The sequence below is a fragment of the Aurantiacibacter odishensis genome (assembly GCF_003605195.1).
Lineage (GTDB): Bacteria > Pseudomonadota > Alphaproteobacteria > Sphingomonadales > Sphingomonadaceae > Alteraurantiacibacter > Alteraurantiacibacter odishensis.
The window spans coordinates 89,229-104,375 of record NZ_QYOS01000018.1; the positions used below are offsets into that span (position 1 = coordinate 89,229).

Below are 15,147 nucleotides of genomic sequence, written 5' to 3' on the forward strand. Positions count from 1 at the left end.
CCCGCGCCGGGATGACGAGGTGTTTTCGTAATGGACAACCTTCCGACCGAGCCGCACTGGCCTTCCGCCCGCACGATGGGCGCGAAATTCGTCGGCTACGATGCCGAGAGCCACACGGCGCGCATGGCGTTCGACCTGCCCGAAAGCTTCGCCAATATGCGCGGCACGGTGCAGGGCGGATTGCTGGCGGGGCCGCTTGACGAGGCCATGGGCGCGGCGGTGTTCCTGTCCAGTGGCGGAAAGCTGCAACTGTCGCTCGACATCAACCTGTCGCTTCTGCGCCCGGTGCCGCTGGGAAAGGTGACGGTGACAGCGCGCGCGGTGAAGGGCGGTCGGCGTGTCACATTCGTCGAAGGCGAACTGTTCGATGCCGAGGGGAAGCTCTGCGCCCGCGCCACAGCGACGACCATGACGACCGAATGGCCCGATCGCGGGAAAGTCGAAGGAGACGGCTGATGGCTCGTCATTCCAAGCCCGACGACCAGTCCGTCCGCCTGTTGAAAGTGGGTGAGCGTGTGCGGCATATCCTTTCCGAATTGCTGGCACGCGGCGAGGCGCACGACGACGTGCTGCGCGCGCACAACATCTCCGTCACCGAGGTGCGCATGTCGCCCGACCTCCGCAACGCCAAGGTCTACGTGAAGCCATTGCTGGGTGAGGACGAGGACGTTGTGGTGAAAGCCCTGCGGACCAACACCGCCTTTTTCCAGCGCGAAGTCGCCCAGCGTCTCGGCCTGAAATTCGCGCCGAAGCTGCAATTCCGCGCCGACGAGAGTTTCGACGAGGCGAGCCGGATCGAAGCTTTGCTGGACGATCCCAAGGTCCGTCGCGACCTGGACGACGAGGACTAGGAGTTCTCCCCTTTTTCCGCTCGGCCTGAACTTGTCGAGAGGCGGTCCTACCTCCCATAAATCGGGCCATGGCCAAGCTCTATTTCTACTACGCCAGCATGAACGCGGGCAAATCGACCACGCTGTTGCAGGCGGACTTCAACTACCGTGAGCGCGGCATGGCGACGATGCTGTGGACCGCCGCTATCGACAACCGCGCGGAAAGCCCCATCGCCAGCCGCATCGGCCTGTCCGCCGACGCGCGCCGATTCACGCCCGGCACGGACCTGTGGCGCGAAGTTATGGCACAGCACCGCGAAGGCCCGCTCGCCTGCGTGCTGATCGACGAGGCTCAGTTCCTGACGGCCCAGCAGGCATGGCAATGCGCGCGCATTGCGGACGAGGGCAATATCCCGGTGCTCTGCTACGGCCTGCGCACCGATTTTCGCGGGGACCTGTTCCCCGGCTCCGCCGTTCTGCTCGGCATCGCGGACTCGCTGGAGGAACTGAAGGCGGTCTGCCACTGCGGGCGGAAGGCGACGATGAACCTGAGGGTCGGGGAGAGCGGCGAGGCCGTGGGCGAGGGCGCGCAGACCGAGATCGGCGGCAACGAGCGCTACACCGCGCTGTGCCGCAAGCATTTCGCTGAAGCGCTGGGAATGTATCGCTAGACGCTAGAAAACGCCCATTTCCAGCCCCGCCGCCAGCGTTCCGCCCAGTTCGCGGGCCTTTTCAAGATCGCTGTCACCGATGGATTTTTCCGCGAGGATTTCTTCCTTCGTCTGCGCTCCGACGTTGATGATCGGCGTGTCGGCCACTTTCTTGAGACGCCAGCCCGTGCATATCCGCTCGAGCTGCTTTTTTGCGTTCTCGCCGTCCGATCCGGCGCAGATTATAGCGGCGTAAGGGCGACCCTCTATCCTGCCGAGCACCTCGTAATAGGTGCGATCAAAGAAGGCTTTCATCACGCCCGCAATCGCGGCGAGGTTTTCCGGGCAGGCGAAGACGTAGCCGTCTGCCTCCAGCAGGTCGTCCGCTTCAGCGTCTTCCGCTTTCAGGAACCGCACATCGATATCGCCCGCTTCCAGCGCCGCATCGCGCGCAGCCTCGGCCAGTTGGCGGCTGCCGCCGGTGCGCGAGTACCAGATGATCGCAAGCGTGGTCATTCGCCCATGGTAACAGCAGCGGGCACGTCCATGAACACCTGTGCGCCCGGACCCAGCGGCAGGTCGAGGATGACCCAGCCTGCGGTCAACATCATGCCCGTCACCATGATGCCCAGCGCATAGGGCATCATCGTCGCCGTCAGGCTGCCGAGGCCGAATTCCTTGGTCCAGCGCTGACAGAACACCAGCACGAGCGGGAAATAGGGCATCAGCGGAGTGATGATGTTGGTACCGCTGTCGCCCACGCGATAGGCCGCGGTGGTCATTTCGGGGGACAGGCCCAGCAGCATCAGCATCGGCACCATGACCGGGCCAAGCACCGCCCACTTGGCGCTGGCGGAGCCGATCAACAGGTTGAGCGTCGCACCGAAGATCAGGACGCCCAGCAGCATTGCCCAGCTTGGCAGGCCGCTGGCACGCAGGGCGTCGGCCCCGTCCACCGCCAGCACCAGCCCTATGTTGCTCCATGCGAACATGGCCACGAAATGCGCGGCAGCGAAGGCGAGAACCATGTAGTATCCCATGTCTTTCATCGCACCTGCCATCATCTCGACAAGGTCGGCCTGGCTCTCGATGGTGCCCGCCGCGCGGCCATAGGCCCAGCCGGGCAGCAGGAAGACCAGCAGGAAAAAGGGCAGCAGGCTGCGATAGAAAGGTGTCAGACGGCCTTCTGGCGGCGCGTCGGGATCGACCAGCGGCGCATCCGGCATCAGCACCAGCACGGCCCACAGGGCCACCAGTGCCAGCACGACAAGCCCTGCGTGCTTCAGGCCGCGGCGCTGCTCCGGCGTGGTCGCGGTCTGCTCGCCCGCGCCCTTCTCGGCCTCCACGGCAGAACCGTCCAGCGCGTAGCCCGACAGGCGCGGCTCGATCATCCGGTCCGTCACGTACCAGATCACCGGCAGGTAGATGATGGTCATGGCAGCGATGAAGTACCAGTTGCCCGCGATATTGGCGGTCCAGCCCTCGAACACGGTGTTCACGCTGGCCTCGGTGATGCCCAGCAGAAGCGCGTCGAGCTGGCCCGGCAGCAGGTTTGCGGAAAAACCGCCCGATACTGCGGCGAAGCTGGCGGCGATGCCCACCAGAGGGTGGCGACCGGCGGCGTGGTAGATGATGCCCGCCAGCGGGATCATGACGACGAATGCTGCATCCGCCGCATGGTTGCCCATCATGGATACGAGCGCGACGGCGGGTGTCAGCCAGAAGGTCGAGACCTTTGCCATGCTCGCCCGCATGGCCGTGGCGAACAGGCCCGATCGCTCCGCCACGCCCGCGCCCAGCATCACGGTCAGCACGTATCCCAGCGGCGGGAAGTGCGTGAACGTCTCGGGCATTTCGGTGAGAAGGCGGCGCAGGTTCTGGCCCGAGAGAAGGCTCTCCACCGCGATGATGCGGTTGGTGCCGGTGTCGGGGTCGATCTCCACGGGGTGCGGGGCAGACCACCCCGCCCATGCAGCCACGACGGAGACGGCCACCAGCGCCAGGATGAACCACAGGAACAGGAATACGGGATCTGGCAGGCGATTGCCTGTTCTCTCCACCCAGCCGAGAAATCCTGTCTGCGCTGTTGGTGCCGCTGTTGCCGCCATCGAAGCCCCCGCCTGAAAGGCGGCAAGACTGTCACGCGGCCTTCGCGCGGTCCAGTGCTCTTTAACGGGGAGGCGCCTCTCCCCATCTTGAAAAGCGATGACAGAGACCTTGATCCTCGCGGCTATCCTTATCCCTTGCCTGGTGATCGCCATCGTGTTTCACGAGGTGGCGCACGGCTGGACGGCGCTGATGCTGGGCGATCCCACGGCGAAGGAGCAGCGACGCCTGTCGCTCAACCCCATTCGCCACGTCGATCCTGTCGGCACGCTGCTGGTGCCCGGCGGCCTCGCGCTGGCGGGCCTGCCGGTGTTCGGCTGGGCCAAGCCCGTGCCGGTGATAAAGCAGCGGCTGGATAACCCGCGTTTCGGCATGATGGCTGTCGCCGCTGCCGGGCCGGGAACGAATTTCATACTGGCGCTGATTGGCGCGGTGCTCCTGGGCCTTTCGTTCGACGGCAACGCGGCCAGCGGGGCAGCGCCTGATCTTGTTACGACCGCGCTCGTCTACTTCATCTCGATCAACCTCTTCCTTGCGCTGTTCAACCTGCTGCCGATCCCGCCGTTCGACGGATCGCACATCGTGGAGGGACTGTTGCCGCCCTCCGCCGCGCGCATCTACGACAAGCTGCGCCCCTTCGGCATGATCCTGCTGTTCGCGCTGCTGCTGGTCGTGCCTTACGTTTTCCCGGAAGCGAACATCATCGAGAGGTTCGTCGTGCCGCCGGTCGAGTGGGCGATGGGTTATTACTTCGCGGTGGCGGACTGGATTGCGGCGCTTTAGGCCACGGCCGACTGGATCGGCGCGAAGCAACGCAGTGCCTTGCTGTGACTCTCGGCGTAACGTTCACCTATGATCGCGGCGTAGGTCTCGATATTGTCTAGCCCATTCTGCATGCAGGTGAGGAACCCGTCGAGAATGCGCGCCTGGTCGGCGTCGTTCGGTACGGCCTCCTCCACACGCTCGGCAAAGCCACGGATGATCTCGTCGGTCGCGGGGCGCGCATTACGAGCCGAGCGTCCGGGAAAGGTGACCAGCGCATCCAGCACGCCGAGGTGATCGAGTAGCCCCGCGCCGGGGAAGGGCGCGGCGTGGGCGAAGTCGTGCGCGAAAAGCGGCGCGTCGGCACGTTCCTGAAGCCGGTCGAGATCGGCAAGGTGATCGAAAGCGTAATACCAGTAGGGCGTGCCGTGGCCGGGCGTGGGCTGCGCCATGTGCACGAAACCGCGCCGCATGACGTCGCAGAACAGCTGGAAGGCATCGGCGTAGACGTGGTGCTGCAACTGCGCGAACAGGCTGGCAAAGGCGCTACCCGGTTCGCGCAGGACCACGTGCCATTCGATGTGGGAAACACCGGCTGATGCTGCCGCTGCTCCGATCGCCGCCAGCGGGCGATCGTCGTATAGCGCGCCCTCGAGGTCTTCCGAAGACAGCACCAGTGTATGGCACTGCGCCCTGCGGGCATTCTCCACCATCGCCACCAGCGGGGCGGGATCGCCCAGCAGGATGCGCCATGCTGCGTGATGGTGCGCAGGATAGCCCTGCTGCGGCTGATACCACACGCCTTGCGCAGCCAGCGCGGCGTGGTTGTCGTTCAGCACGTGCTGCAGATAGGTGGAGCCTGTCTTGTGCAGGCCGGGATGGACGATCAGCTTCATGCCCGTGGCAGTAGCCATCGGCGGTGAAGGCCCGGCGGACCCGCCCCTACGCAAAAACCCTTGGGCGGACTGTTGCTGGACGGGGCGCGGGGGCAGGGCTAGGGCATGCGCCATGTCAGACAAACCCACTGTCAACGGCTGGATCATCCTCGACAAGCCGCGCGGCCTCGGCTCCACGCAGGCCGTGGGCGCGGTAAAGCGGAACCTGCGCGAAGCGGGCTTCGGCAAGGTGAAAGTCGGCCATGGTGGCACGCTGGACCCGGAAGCCGAGGGAGTGCTGCCGATTGCGCTGGGAGAGGCTACGAAGCTCTCTGGCCGGATGCTGGACAGCGACAAGACCTACGAGTTCACCATCCAGTTCGGCGAGGAGACCGATACCCTTGATGCGGAGGGCGAGGTGGTGGACAGCACCAATCGTCGCCCCCCGCGTGCGGCCATCGCGGCGATCTGCGAGCATTTCACCGGCGAGATCGATCAGGTTCCGCCCAAGTATTCTGCGCTGAAAGTGGACGGTAAGCGCGCCTATGATCTTGCGCGCAAAGGCGAGGACGTGGAGCTGGAAACGCGCCGGGTGACGATCCATTCGCTGGAAGTGCTGGGCGGGGGCGCGGCGGACGACCGCTTGGGTTCCGCTTTCGCCACCACCCTCGGCCGTCCCGATCCCTACGATCCGCAGGCACCGCTGGAACTGGCGGAGACGGCAACGCTGGTCGCCCGTGTCAGCAAGGGCACGTATATCCGCAGCCTTGCACGGGATATCGCGCATGCCCTTGGAGCGCTGGGTCATGTCACCTATCTACGTCGCACCAAGGCAGGCCCTTTCAGCGAGGATCAGGCGATTTCGCTGGACAAGCTGAACGAAATCGGTAAGGGCGCGCCTCTTCAAGACCACCTCCTGCCACTGGAGGCGGGGCTGGACGGTATCCCGGCCCTCGCTCTCGATCCGGATAGTGCGCAGGCGGCCCGACAGGGCCGGGTCGTATCCGGATTGCCCCAACCCGACGGGCTCTACTTCGCCAAGCTGGAGGAAACTCCGGTGGCACTGGTGGAACTCGAAGGGGGCGACATGAAAGTCGTGCGCGGGTTCAACGTCTGAGGATACTGCGAAAAGGAAATGAAATATGTCGGTTACTGCCGAGAAGAAGCAGGAAATCATCAAGGACAACGCCGTTGGCAAGGGCGACACCGGTTCTCCGGAAGTACAGGTCGCCATCCTGACCGAGCGTATCCGCAACCTGACCGAGCACTTCAAGGATCACCACAAGGACAACCACTCCCGTCGTGGCCTGCTCAAGATGGTCAACAAGCGCCGTAGCCTGCTGGCCTACCTCAAGAAGGTGGACCTCGATCGCTACAACGCGTTGATCCAGAAGCTGGGTCTTCGCAAGTAAGAGTTTCTCGAAGGGGCGGCTCCAAGAGCCGCCCCTTCGTCTATCTGCAAGCCGTCACATTCGGCTGGCATTTTGAAAGGGCATCCTTCGCAATTCGGTGAAGGGGCCATGAGGCCAAGAGAGGCCTCGCACCGGACCGGGCCGGATCTCCCGGAAAAAGTAGGCCCCATGACGCAATGTGGCGCATGGGTTCAGAAGGAAAATCAATGTTCGACACGAAAACTGTATCGCTGGAGTGGGGCGGAAAGACCCTCACTCTGGAAACCGGCCGTATTGCCCGTCAGGCCGACGGCGCCGTTCTGGCCACCTATGGCGAAACCGTGGTGCTGTGCGCCGTGACCGCCGCCAAGAGCGTTAAGGAAGGGCAGGACTTCTTCCCCCTTACCGTTCACTACCAGGAAAAATTCTCTGCCGCGGGCCGTATCCCCGGTGGCTTCTTCAAGCGCGAAGGCCGCGCCACGGAGAAGGAAACGCTGACCTCCCGCCTGATCGACCGCCCCGTGCGCCCGCTCTTCCCGGAAGGTTTCTACAACGAGATCAACGTGATCTGCCAGGTCCTTTCCTATGATGGTGAGACCGAGCCCGATATCGTTGCCATGATCGCTGCCTCTGCCGCGCTGACCATTTCCGGCGTGCCCTTCATGGGCCCGATCGGTGCCGCGCGCGTCGGCTTCCGCAACGGCGAATACGAACTGAACCCGTCGCTGGACAAGGCGCTGGACGAAGATGGTCGCCTCGACCTCGTCGTCGCCGCCACGCAGGACGCGGTGATGATGGTGGAGTCCGAAGCCAAGGAACTGACCGAGGAAGAAATGCTCGGCGCCGTCATGTTCGCGCACGAGGAAAGCCGCAAGGTCATCGGCGCGATCATCGATCTGGCCGAACAGGCTGCCAAGGATCCGTGGGAACTTGACAAGGTCGAAGACAAGTCGGGCCTGCTGGAAGAGCTGCGCGGCGTGATCGGTGCCGATCTGGAAGCTGCCTACAAGATCACGAACAAGGCCGAGCGTCAGGACGCGATCAACGAGGCACGCACCAAGGCACGCGAACACTTCGCCGATCTCGCCGAGAGCGATCCGGCTGGCTACATGGGCCGCCTGAAGCTGGTGAAGAAGCTGGAAAGCGACATCGTGCGCGGCTCCATCCTGAAGGACGGCACCCGCATCGACGGCCGCAAGCTGGACGAGGTTCGCCCGATTGAGGCGATGGTCGGCCTGCTGCCCCGTACGCACGGTTCCTCGCTGTTTACGCGCGGTGAAACGCAGGCGATCTGCACCACCACGCTGGGCACCAAGGATGCCGAGCAGATGATCGACGGGCTGGAAGGCCTTTCGTACAACCACTTCATGCTGCACTACAACTTCCCGCCCTATTCGGTTGGCGAAGTGGGCCGTTTCGGCTTTACGGGTCGTCGCGAGACGGGCCACGGCAAGCTGGCATGGCGTGCGCTGCACCCGGTGCTGCCGAAGCATGAGGACTTCCCCTACACGATCCGCGTCCTGTCCGACATCACCGAGTCCAACGGCTCGTCCTCGATGGCGACCGTGTGCGGTGGCTGTCTGTCGATGATGGATGCCGGTGTTCCGATCGAACGCCCGGTTTCCGGCATCGCCATGGGCCTGATCCTGGAAGGCGACAACTTCGCTGTCCTGTCCGACATTCTCGGTGACGAAGATCACCTGGGCGACATGGACTTCAAGGTGGCCGGTTCGGAGAAAGGTATCACCAGCCTCCAGATGGACATCAAGGTTGCCGGCATCACGCAGGAAATCATGGCGCAGGCGCTGGAGCAGGCCAAGGGTGGCCGTGCTCACATCCTCGCCAAGATGAACGAAGCCCTGTCCGGCTCGCGCGGTGAAGTGTCCAAGCATGCTCCGCGTATCGAGACCATGCAGATCGACAAGTCAAAGATCCGCGACGTGATCGGCACGGGCGGCAAGGTGATCCGCGAGATCGTTGCCGAGACCGGCGCCAAGGTCGACATCGACGACGAAGGCACGATCAAGATCTCGTCCTCCAACGCCGATGAAATCGCGGCTGCGAAGGCCTGGATCGAAGGCATCGTGGAAGAAGCCGAAGTCGGCAAGATCTACACCGGCAAGGTCGTCAACATCGTGGACTTCGGTGCATTCGTGAACTTCATGGGCGGCAAGGACGGTCTCGTCCACGTGTCCGAAATGAAGAATGAGCGCGTCGAGAAGCCGACCGACGTCGTGTCCGAAGGACAGGAAGTTAAGGTCAAGGTCCTCGAGATCGACAACCGCGGCAAGGTCCGCCTGTCGATGCGCGTTGTCGACCAGGAAACCGGCGAAGAGCTGGAAGACACCCGTCCTCCGCGCGAAAAGCGTGAGGGCGGCGACCGTGGTGGTCGCGGCGGCGATCGTCGTGGACCGCGTGGCGGCCGTGATGGCGGTGGTCGTGGTGGCCGTGGCGGCGACCGTGGCGGTCGTGGCGGCAACAAGGGCGGCGACAACGGCGGTGGCGAAGACCATATGCCCGCCTTCCTGAAGGACGACTAAGCCACACGCTCGATACTCCGGGCAAGTGATCGGGGCCGCGAGGGGATATCCCTTGCGGCCCCTATTGCTTTGTGAACTGCGGTGACTGATACGGCTGCAAGATGCTGAAGACTCTCGATAACCTGTCGGCAGGCAGCCTGTCGTTCCTGCAGAAACTCCCGCTCGCGCGCGACAAGCCGTGGGTGGGATACCTCGTGGCTGCGCTGGCGAGCCTGGCAGGATACTTCGCCCGCGTCTGGGTGAGCGATGCCCTGCCGGACGGCTTCCCCTACATCACCTTCTTCCCCCCGGTGATCCTCACCGCCTTCTTCTTCGGGGCTCGTCCCGGCGCGCTGGCCGGTCTGCTGTGCGGGTTGATGAGCTGGTATTTCTTCATCCCGCCTCTCGGCAGCTTCGCGCTGGATTACCGTGCAGTAGTGGCGCTGTTGTTCTTTGCAGGGATCGTGGTGGTGGACATCGCCCTCGTGCACTGGATGCAGGTGGCCAACGCGCGACTTGCGATAGAGCAGCAGCGCAGCACCGAACTCGCCGAAACGCGCGAGATGCTGTTCCAGGAATTGCAGCACCGGGTCGGCAACAACCTGCAGATGATGTCTTCCATCCTCAACCTGCAGGAGCGACGCGTGGCCGAAGGGCCGGGCAAGTCGGCCTTGTCCGACGCGTCACGCAGGCTCGGGCTCGTGGGCCGATTGCAACGCACGCTCTACAGCGCCGATGGCGCGCAACTGTCTCTGGCGAGCTATATCGACCGTATCGTGAAGGATACGCTGGAGACTTCGGGACGGACGGATATCTCCTATATCTTCGATGCCCAGGCGAGCGGTGCCTTGCCGACGGAGAGCGCGGTGCCCACGGCATTGATCGTCGCAGAGGCCATCAGCAATTCCATCGAGCACGGTTACGCTGATGGCGGTGGTCCGATCGAGGTAACGCTGGTGGGAGGCGAGAACGGTGACGATTACATCATCTGCGTCCAGGACGAGGGTCAAGGTTTGAAAGAGGGCTTCGATCTGAAATGTGCCGATAGCCTCGGCCTGCGTATCGCGGTAAGCCTCGCTCGCGGCCTCGATGGCGAATTCACGCTCGATAACCGCGAAGACGGAAAAGGCGCAATCGCCCGCCTCGTCATTCCCCTGCCCGTGGAGGAGGACACCAATGCTACCGCGTGAGGAACTGGCGACCGCGCAGATACCCGGCGGCGACACGCTGACACTGGTCAGCCACGGGCGCGATTTCATCATCATGCTGGGCCGCGACGAGCTTATGGGCACGCGCATGCAGTTCAGCGAGGAGCAACTTGCCCGCCTGACGCTGGAGCGGCTGGACACGCCTGCCCCGCGCGTGCTGATCGGCGGCTACGGCATGGGTTTCACTTTCCGTGCTGCGTTGGCGGCGCTGCCCGACACCGGCGGCGAAGTGGTTGTGGCCGAAGTGGTCGAGGACATCCTTCAATGGGCGAAGGGCCCGCTGGCCGGGTTGACGAGCGATTGCCTGGACGACCCGCGCGGTGATGTCGTCATCGCCGATGTCGCCGCGCTGGTGGACGATGCGGTGGACGGCACCACGCCTCGCTACGACGCGATCCTGCTGGACGTGGACAACGGCCCCGACGGGATCGTGCGAGAGGGCAACGAACGGCTCTACACCCGCACCGGCATCGGCCGCTTGCGCGATGCCTTGAACGTGGGCGGCGTACTGGCCGTGTGGTCTGCCGCGCCCGATCACAAGTTCACCCGCCGCCTGATGGATGCGGGGCTCGATGTCGACGTGCAGCGCGTGCGTGCCCGACCCAACAACAAGGGCCCCCAGCACACCATCTGGTTCGCTCGCCGCCAGCGGTAGCGCAAACCATCTTCCCTCCGCGCAGTCCGGTGCTAGTCTTCCGGACAAAAGCAATCTGGGAAGGTTGAGCGATGAGCGAACAGGATATCCATTTCGGCAAGGTGGAGGCGATGGCCGGCAAGGTCATGGGGCACGTGGCAGGTGCTGTCAGTGTCATGATGGCATACATGGGCGATCAGGCGGGGGTCTGGGCGGCGATGGACGGTGAAGGCCCGATGACGCTGGACCAGCTGGCCGCGAAGACCGGAATTGAGCCCAAGTACCTGCGCGAATGGCTGGGTTCGGTCGCGGCGGCGGGGTACGTCGAATTCGATGGCGAGAAAGAGACCTTCGAACTGACGCCAGAGGCCGCGCTGATCTTCACTCGAGAAGGCCAGCCGCTGTGCATGCAGGGCTTCTTCCAGGCCGTGGTGGCACAGTACGACACGCATGAGAAGGCGGTGGAGGTATTCAAGTCCGGCGAGGGGCGCCCGTGGTCGGACCACTCGCAGTGCCTGTTCTGCGGCACGGACCGCTTCTTCCGTCCGGGCTACGAAGCGAACCTGATTTCCAACTGGCTCCCCTCGCTCGAAGGCGTGACGGAGAAGCTGGCGGCCGGGGCCAAGGTGGCCGACATCGGCTGCGGCTACGGCAGTTCCACCATCCTGATGGCGAAGGAATACCCGCAGTCGCACTTCGTCGGCATCGACTTTCACGAGCCTTCCATCGAGACCGCCAGAGCGCGGGCGAAGGAGCAGGGCGTGGAAAACGTGGAGTTCCACGTCGCGAAGGCGCAGGATTTCGAGGGCGACGGCTTCGACTTCGCTTGCATCTTCGATGCCCTGCACGACATTGGCGACCCTGTCGGCGCGGCAAAGCATATTCGCGAAGCGATGAAACCGGACGGCACCTTCATGGTGGTGGAACCGATGGCGGGCGACACCATGGCGGAGAACATGCACCCGATGGGGCAGATATTCTACGGCTTCAGCTGCATGGGCTGCGTGCCGGTGTCGCTATCCCAGGAAGTTGGGCTGGGCCTTGGCGCACAGGCCGGGCAGAAACGGCTGGCAGCGGTGCTGAACGAGGCAGGATTTGCGAACGTGCGCCGGGCGACTGAGACGCCGTCGAACATGGTGCTCGAAGCCAGGGTCTAATCCGACTTCGCTGCCTAGACCGCAGCGGCGCGGATCTGCCCGAGGTAATCCATCTTGCCCACGTCCACCCCGACGTGGCGCAGGATGGCGTAGGCCGTCGTTGCGTGGAAGAAGAAGTTCGGCTGCGAGAAGCTGAGCAGGAAATGCTCGCCAGCGAACGGAATGTCGACGTTGTGCGGCTTGTAGACGAAATGCACTTCCTGCCCCACGAAGCTTTCCAGTTCACCGATGGAGAGCGCGCGCAGCTTGTTTTCCGCCGCGCCGAGGTTCAGCCGCATCTGTTCAAGCTCGGTCGTCGGGTCTTCGAGGTCGGGGTTCATCTCGCCCTTGCGCACCGCCTCGATCGCGCCCAGCGAGTGGCAGATCATCCAGTTCACCTGCTTGGGGAACGGGGCCATGTCTTCCCGCAGGCAGGCCGTGGCGATGGTTTCTTCCGATATGTCGCTGGCCTTGGCTTTCTCGATCCAGCCCTGCGCTGCATTCAGCATCTGGATCATGGTCGGCACCGTGGCATCGTACAGCGAAATCGGCATGTCTGTTCCCTCATACGGCGCGTATCCCTGCGCCAGCCCGCTTTCATAGCTGCCACCAGTGGCACCCATCTGCAAGTTTGGACGGACCTTTGGCCTCATTCCTTTATGCGTGACATTCACGAGCCTGCTGGCATTGTGGAGCGCGGAGAGGGAGCGATTCATGGAACATCTGGAGGGCCGCGTCGCCTTCATCACCGGCGGTGCCAGCGGCATCGGTCTCGGCATGGCCAAGGCCTTCCTGGCAGAGGGCATGAAGGTCAGTCTAGCGGACTGGAACGACGATCACATCGCCAAGGCAAAGGCCGCGCTGCCAGGCAACAATGCCGTTTATTTCGTGAAAGCCAACGTGGCCGACCGGGGCAACCTCCGCGCCGCCGTTGACGAGACGCTGAAGCATTTCGGAAAGATCCACGTGCTGTGCAACAACGCCGGGGTGAACGGCGGCGGTACGGCAGCCAGCCCCGATTTCGACGATTGGGACAAGGCGCTTTCGGTCAACCTCGGCGGCGTGGTCAACGGCACCAAGATCGTCGTGCCTATCATCCGTGCGCAGGGCGAGGGCGGCCACGTGGTCAACACCAGTTCGATGGCAGGTGTCGTCCCGCTGCCGGGCCTCGCCGCCTATTCCACGGCCAAGTACGCGGTGCGCGGTTTCTCTGAGTCCCTGCGTATCCAGCTTGCCGAGAAGGGTATCGGCGTGTCCTGCCTGTTTCCCGGTGCCACCCGCACCGCTCTGGTGCCGACCCCGGAAGACGATTCGACACTGGACGAGGAAAACGCGCCGCAGTTCCTCAAGGACCTGTGGGACGCGATGCGCGGAGCGATCGACCCTGAAGATACCGGCCGCGCCGTGGTGGAGGCCATTCGCGAGAACCGTTTCTACATCTTCACCAACAGGGAATTCCTCGAGGAAGTGACGGAGCGGCACCGCGAGATCGAGGAGGCGTTCCCCGATGACGAGCCGACCCCCGGCCGCGTGAAATTCGAAAACGCCCGGCGCGCAATGGTGAAGAACCTGATGGCGCCCGGCAATCGTCCCGTGCCGCAAGCGGACTATGGCGATATGACACTCGATCTCGGCTCCCGGCCCCCGGAAGGAAATACCTGACCATGGCGAGCAACCCAGTGAAGACCACGTTCGGCGATGCGTTGAATGCGCAGCCTGTCAAACCCGTGCAGTGGGCGATTGTCACCGTCTGTATGCTGGTGCTGGTGTGCGACGGTATCGACCTGCAATTGCTCGGCGTTGTTGCGCCCAAGGTGATGGAGGCTTTCGACGTCACCCGCTCCACCTTCGGCATTGCCATGATGGCGGCGCTGATCGGCTTTGGCCTTGGCGGCTGGGGCGGGGGCTGGCTGGGCGATGCCATTGGGCGGCGCTGGACGCTGGTGATCGCGGCGCTGGTATTCTCGCTGGGCACGATGGCGGCGGCGACCTCGGAAGGGGTCTGGACCATGGCCTTCTGGCGCATGTTCGCAGGGCTCGGCTTTGGCGGGGCCTATGCCAACGCGCTGGCGATGGCCGGTGAATGGTTGCCGGATCGCTGGCGCCCGGTGGTGGTCAGCACGCTGGCGGTGGGCACGCCCATTGGGGGAACCATCGTGGGCTGGATCGGACCGGACCTGGAACGCGCATACGGCTGGGAAGGCACTTTCCTGATTTTCGGCATGGGCACGCTGCTGGTGGTGGTGGCGATCTGGGCCGTGCTGCGGGACAGTCCGTCCTTCCTGCTGGCGCGCGGACGGCGTGAACAGGCGGAAAAGAACGCGAAGCTGGTTCTGGACGAGGACATTGATCTGGCACCCGACCGGCACGAGACAGATGTTGCCGACGGCCCGCAGATCGGCGTGCTGCATCCAAGCAATTTCCGCCTCAATCTGGGCATCGGTATCGCTTTCGCGGCAGCCACGCTGGTCGCCTACGGCATTCTCAGCTGGGGAACCACGTTCCTGACGGCGCAGGATTTTACTCTGGATCAGGCGGGTGACGCCGTAGCGCTGGCAGGGATCAGCTCGATGGTCGGCTCCATCCTCGTCGGCATCGTGATGCGCCGCTTCGGCTCGCGCATCGTCATGGCAGTGCTTTCCGCGATGATGGTGGTGTGGATGCTGGTTATCGGCTCCACGATCGAGGGGCTTCCCGCCGTGCTGGACGACGAAACCCGCAGTTCTGTGACCTGGCTTGTCGGCCTCTCCGGCTTTGCATTCAGCGCCGCGATCGCAGGCATGTACGTGATGATGACGCATGGCTATCCGCCCAGTTGCCGCTCAGGAGGTATCGGTTTCGGCATCTTCATGAGCCGCGTGGGCGCCGTTTCCGCCACGGGTCTGGGCGGTGCGCTGCTGGATTTCGGAGGCGAAAGCGTCTGGCCGTTCTTCGGTACGCTTGCTGCTGCGGGGGCGCTAGTCGCTGCCGCCGCATTTGTCGTCGACCGGCACGTGCCTCCGCTCGGGCAAGCTGGCTGACACGTCGGTTCAGACT

General features: G+C 63.8%; 16 protein-coding genes. 12 read left to right on the forward strand and 4 right to left on the reverse strand.

Features of this window, described 5'->3' with window-relative positions:
• Window positions 1–30: 30 nt before the first annotated feature.
• The 3 genes from D4Q51_RS01895 to D4Q51_RS01905 all read left to right on the forward strand — a co-directional run bounded on the left by D4Q51_RS01895 (window position 31) and on the right by D4Q51_RS01905 (window position 1,501).
• Window positions 31–456, forward strand: coding sequence for a PaaI family thioesterase (locus D4Q51_RS01895; protein ID WP_120076055.1), 426 nt, complete (start codon window positions 31–33; stop codon window positions 454–456).
• Window positions 456–851, forward strand: coding sequence for a 30S ribosome-binding factor RbfA (rbfA, locus tag D4Q51_RS01900; protein WP_120076057.1), 396 nt, complete (start codon window positions 456–458; stop codon window positions 849–851). Before D4Q51_RS01895 ends, rbfA begins: the two co-directional genes overlap by 1 nt.
• A gap of 68 nt (window positions 852–919) precedes the next feature.
• Window positions 920–1,501 carry a thymidine kinase gene (locus D4Q51_RS01905; RefSeq protein ID WP_120076059.1) on the forward strand — a complete coding sequence of 194 codons (582 nt, stop codon included), beginning with the start codon at window positions 920–922 and terminating at the stop codon, window positions 1,499–1,501.
• 3 nt (window positions 1,502–1,504) lie between these two features.
• Here the strand turns inward: D4Q51_RS01905 and D4Q51_RS01910 are convergent, their stop codons facing one another.
• The gene (locus D4Q51_RS01910) at window positions 1,505–1,996 is read right to left on the reverse strand and encodes a flavodoxin family protein (RefSeq protein WP_120076060.1); all 492 of its coding nucleotides are present in this window, start codon (window positions 1,994–1,996) and stop codon (window positions 1,505–1,507) included.
• Complete coding sequence (locus D4Q51_RS01915; protein ID WP_120076061.1) at window positions 1,993–3,588, reverse strand: AbgT family transporter; 1,596 nt, start codon at window positions 3,586–3,588, stop codon at window positions 1,993–1,995. Before D4Q51_RS01915 ends, D4Q51_RS01910 begins: the two co-directional genes overlap by 4 nt.
• A 97-nt stretch (window positions 3,589–3,685) precedes the next feature.
• Between D4Q51_RS01915 and D4Q51_RS01920 the strand changes: the two genes are divergently transcribed.
• A complete protein-coding gene (locus D4Q51_RS01920) occupies window positions 3,686–4,369 on the forward strand; it encodes a site-2 protease family protein (RefSeq protein ID WP_120076062.1) in 684 nt (227 codons plus the stop codon).
• On the opposite strand, the gene D4Q51_RS01925 is transcribed toward D4Q51_RS01920, so the two are convergent.
• Window positions 4,366–5,262 carry a hypothetical protein gene (locus tag D4Q51_RS01925; RefSeq protein WP_120076063.1) on the reverse strand — a complete coding sequence of 299 codons (897 nt, stop codon included), beginning with the start codon at window positions 5,260–5,262 and terminating at the stop codon, window positions 4,366–4,368. The two genes, D4Q51_RS01920 and D4Q51_RS01925, sit on opposite strands and share 4 nt — an antisense overlap.
• Window positions 5,263–5,356: 94 nt before the next feature.
• Between D4Q51_RS01925 and truB the strand changes: the two genes are divergently transcribed.
• The 6 genes from truB to D4Q51_RS01955 all read left to right on the forward strand — a co-directional run bounded on the left by truB (window position 5,357) and on the right by D4Q51_RS01955 (window position 12,132).
• Window positions 5,357–6,340 carry a tRNA pseudouridine(55) synthase TruB gene (gene truB, locus D4Q51_RS01930; RefSeq protein ID WP_120076064.1) on the forward strand — a complete coding sequence of 328 codons (984 nt, stop codon included), beginning with the start codon at window positions 5,357–5,359 and terminating at the stop codon, window positions 6,338–6,340.
• A gap of 25 nt (window positions 6,341–6,365) precedes the next feature.
• Window positions 6,366–6,635, forward strand: a complete 270-nt coding sequence (rpsO, locus tag D4Q51_RS01935; protein ID WP_120076065.1) for a 30S ribosomal protein S15 — start codon at window positions 6,366–6,368, stop codon at window positions 6,633–6,635.
• Between the two features lie 206 nt (window positions 6,636–6,841).
• Window positions 6,842–9,154 (forward strand): polyribonucleotide nucleotidyltransferase, encoded by a 2,313-nt coding sequence (pnp, locus tag D4Q51_RS01940; protein WP_120076066.1) that lies wholly within the window; start codon window positions 6,842–6,844, stop codon window positions 9,152–9,154.
• A 101-nt stretch (window positions 9,155–9,255) separates the two neighbouring features.
• The gene (locus D4Q51_RS01945; RefSeq protein ID WP_120076067.1) at window positions 9,256–10,323 is read left to right on the forward strand and encodes a sensor histidine kinase; all 1,068 of its coding nucleotides are present in this window, start codon (window positions 9,256–9,258) and stop codon (window positions 10,321–10,323) included.
• Complete coding sequence (locus D4Q51_RS01950) at window positions 10,310–10,996, forward strand: polyamine aminopropyltransferase (protein ID WP_120076068.1); 687 nt, start codon at window positions 10,310–10,312, stop codon at window positions 10,994–10,996. Before D4Q51_RS01945 ends, D4Q51_RS01950 begins: the two co-directional genes overlap by 14 nt.
• Window positions 10,997–11,067: 71 nt before the next feature.
• A complete protein-coding gene (locus D4Q51_RS01955) occupies window positions 11,068–12,132 on the forward strand; it encodes a class I SAM-dependent methyltransferase (RefSeq protein ID WP_120076069.1) in 1,065 nt (354 codons plus the stop codon).
• Window positions 12,133–12,146: 14 nt separating this feature from the next.
• Here the strand turns inward: D4Q51_RS01955 and D4Q51_RS01960 are convergent, their stop codons facing one another.
• Window positions 12,147–12,665 (reverse strand): DUF1993 family protein, encoded by a 519-nt coding sequence (locus D4Q51_RS01960; RefSeq protein ID WP_162925098.1) that lies wholly within the window; start codon window positions 12,663–12,665, stop codon window positions 12,147–12,149.
• 109 nt (window positions 12,666–12,774) lie between these two features.
• Between D4Q51_RS01960 and D4Q51_RS01965 the strand changes: the two genes are divergently transcribed.
• Window positions 12,775–13,773 carry an SDR family oxidoreductase gene (locus D4Q51_RS01965; protein ID WP_162925099.1) on the forward strand — a complete coding sequence of 333 codons (999 nt, stop codon included), beginning with the start codon at window positions 12,775–12,777 and terminating at the stop codon, window positions 13,771–13,773.
• 2 nt (window positions 13,774–13,775) lie between these two features.
• On the forward strand, window positions 13,776–15,131 hold the full coding sequence (locus D4Q51_RS01970; RefSeq protein WP_120076072.1) for an MFS transporter: 1,356 nt from the start codon (window positions 13,776–13,778) through the stop codon (window positions 15,129–15,131).
• Window positions 15,132–15,147: the final 16 nt, after the last annotated feature.

What these genes read in the sequence shown, in the direction of transcription:
- D4Q51_RS01955 (WP_120076069.1), top strand. Translation starts at nt 11,068, where the DNA reads ATGAGCGAACAGGATATCCATTTCGGCAAGGTGGAGGCGATGGCCGGC.
- D4Q51_RS01895 (WP_120076055.1), top strand. Translation starts at nt 31, where the DNA reads ATGGACAACCTTCCGACCGAGCCGCACTGGCCTTCCGCCCGCACGATG.
- rpsO (WP_120076065.1), top strand. Translation starts at nt 6,366, where the DNA reads ATGTCGGTTACTGCCGAGAAGAAGCAGGAAATCATCAAGGACAACGCC.
- D4Q51_RS01960 (WP_162925098.1), bottom strand. Translation starts at nt 12,665, where the DNA reads ATGCCGATTTCGCTGTACGATGCCACGGTGCCGACCATGATCCAGATG.
- D4Q51_RS01945 (WP_120076067.1), top strand. Translation starts at nt 9,256, where the DNA reads ATGCTGAAGACTCTCGATAACCTGTCGGCAGGCAGCCTGTCGTTCCTG.
- D4Q51_RS01905 (WP_120076059.1), top strand. Translation starts at nt 920, where the DNA reads ATGGCCAAGCTCTATTTCTACTACGCCAGCATGAACGCGGGCAAATCG.
- pnp (WP_120076066.1), top strand. Translation starts at nt 6,842, where the DNA reads ATGTTCGACACGAAAACTGTATCGCTGGAGTGGGGCGGAAAGACCCTC.
- D4Q51_RS01910 (WP_120076060.1), bottom strand. Translation starts at nt 1,996, where the DNA reads ATGACCACGCTTGCGATCATCTGGTACTCGCGCACCGGCGGCAGCCGC.
- D4Q51_RS01950 (WP_120076068.1), top strand. Translation starts at nt 10,310, where the DNA reads ATGCTACCGCGTGAGGAACTGGCGACCGCGCAGATACCCGGCGGCGAC.
- D4Q51_RS01915 (WP_120076061.1), bottom strand. Translation starts at nt 3,588, where the DNA reads ATGGCGGCAACAGCGGCACCAACAGCGCAGACAGGATTTCTCGGCTGG.
- truB (WP_120076064.1), top strand. Translation starts at nt 5,357, where the DNA reads ATGTCAGACAAACCCACTGTCAACGGCTGGATCATCCTCGACAAGCCG.
- rbfA (WP_120076057.1), top strand. Translation starts at nt 456, where the DNA reads ATGGCTCGTCATTCCAAGCCCGACGACCAGTCCGTCCGCCTGTTGAAA.
- D4Q51_RS01925 (WP_120076063.1), bottom strand. Translation starts at nt 5,262, where the DNA reads ATGGCTACTGCCACGGGCATGAAGCTGATCGTCCATCCCGGCCTGCAC.
- D4Q51_RS01920 (WP_120076062.1), top strand. Translation starts at nt 3,686, where the DNA reads ATGACAGAGACCTTGATCCTCGCGGCTATCCTTATCCCTTGCCTGGTG.
- D4Q51_RS01970 (WP_120076072.1), top strand. Translation starts at nt 13,776, where the DNA reads ATGGCGAGCAACCCAGTGAAGACCACGTTCGGCGATGCGTTGAATGCG.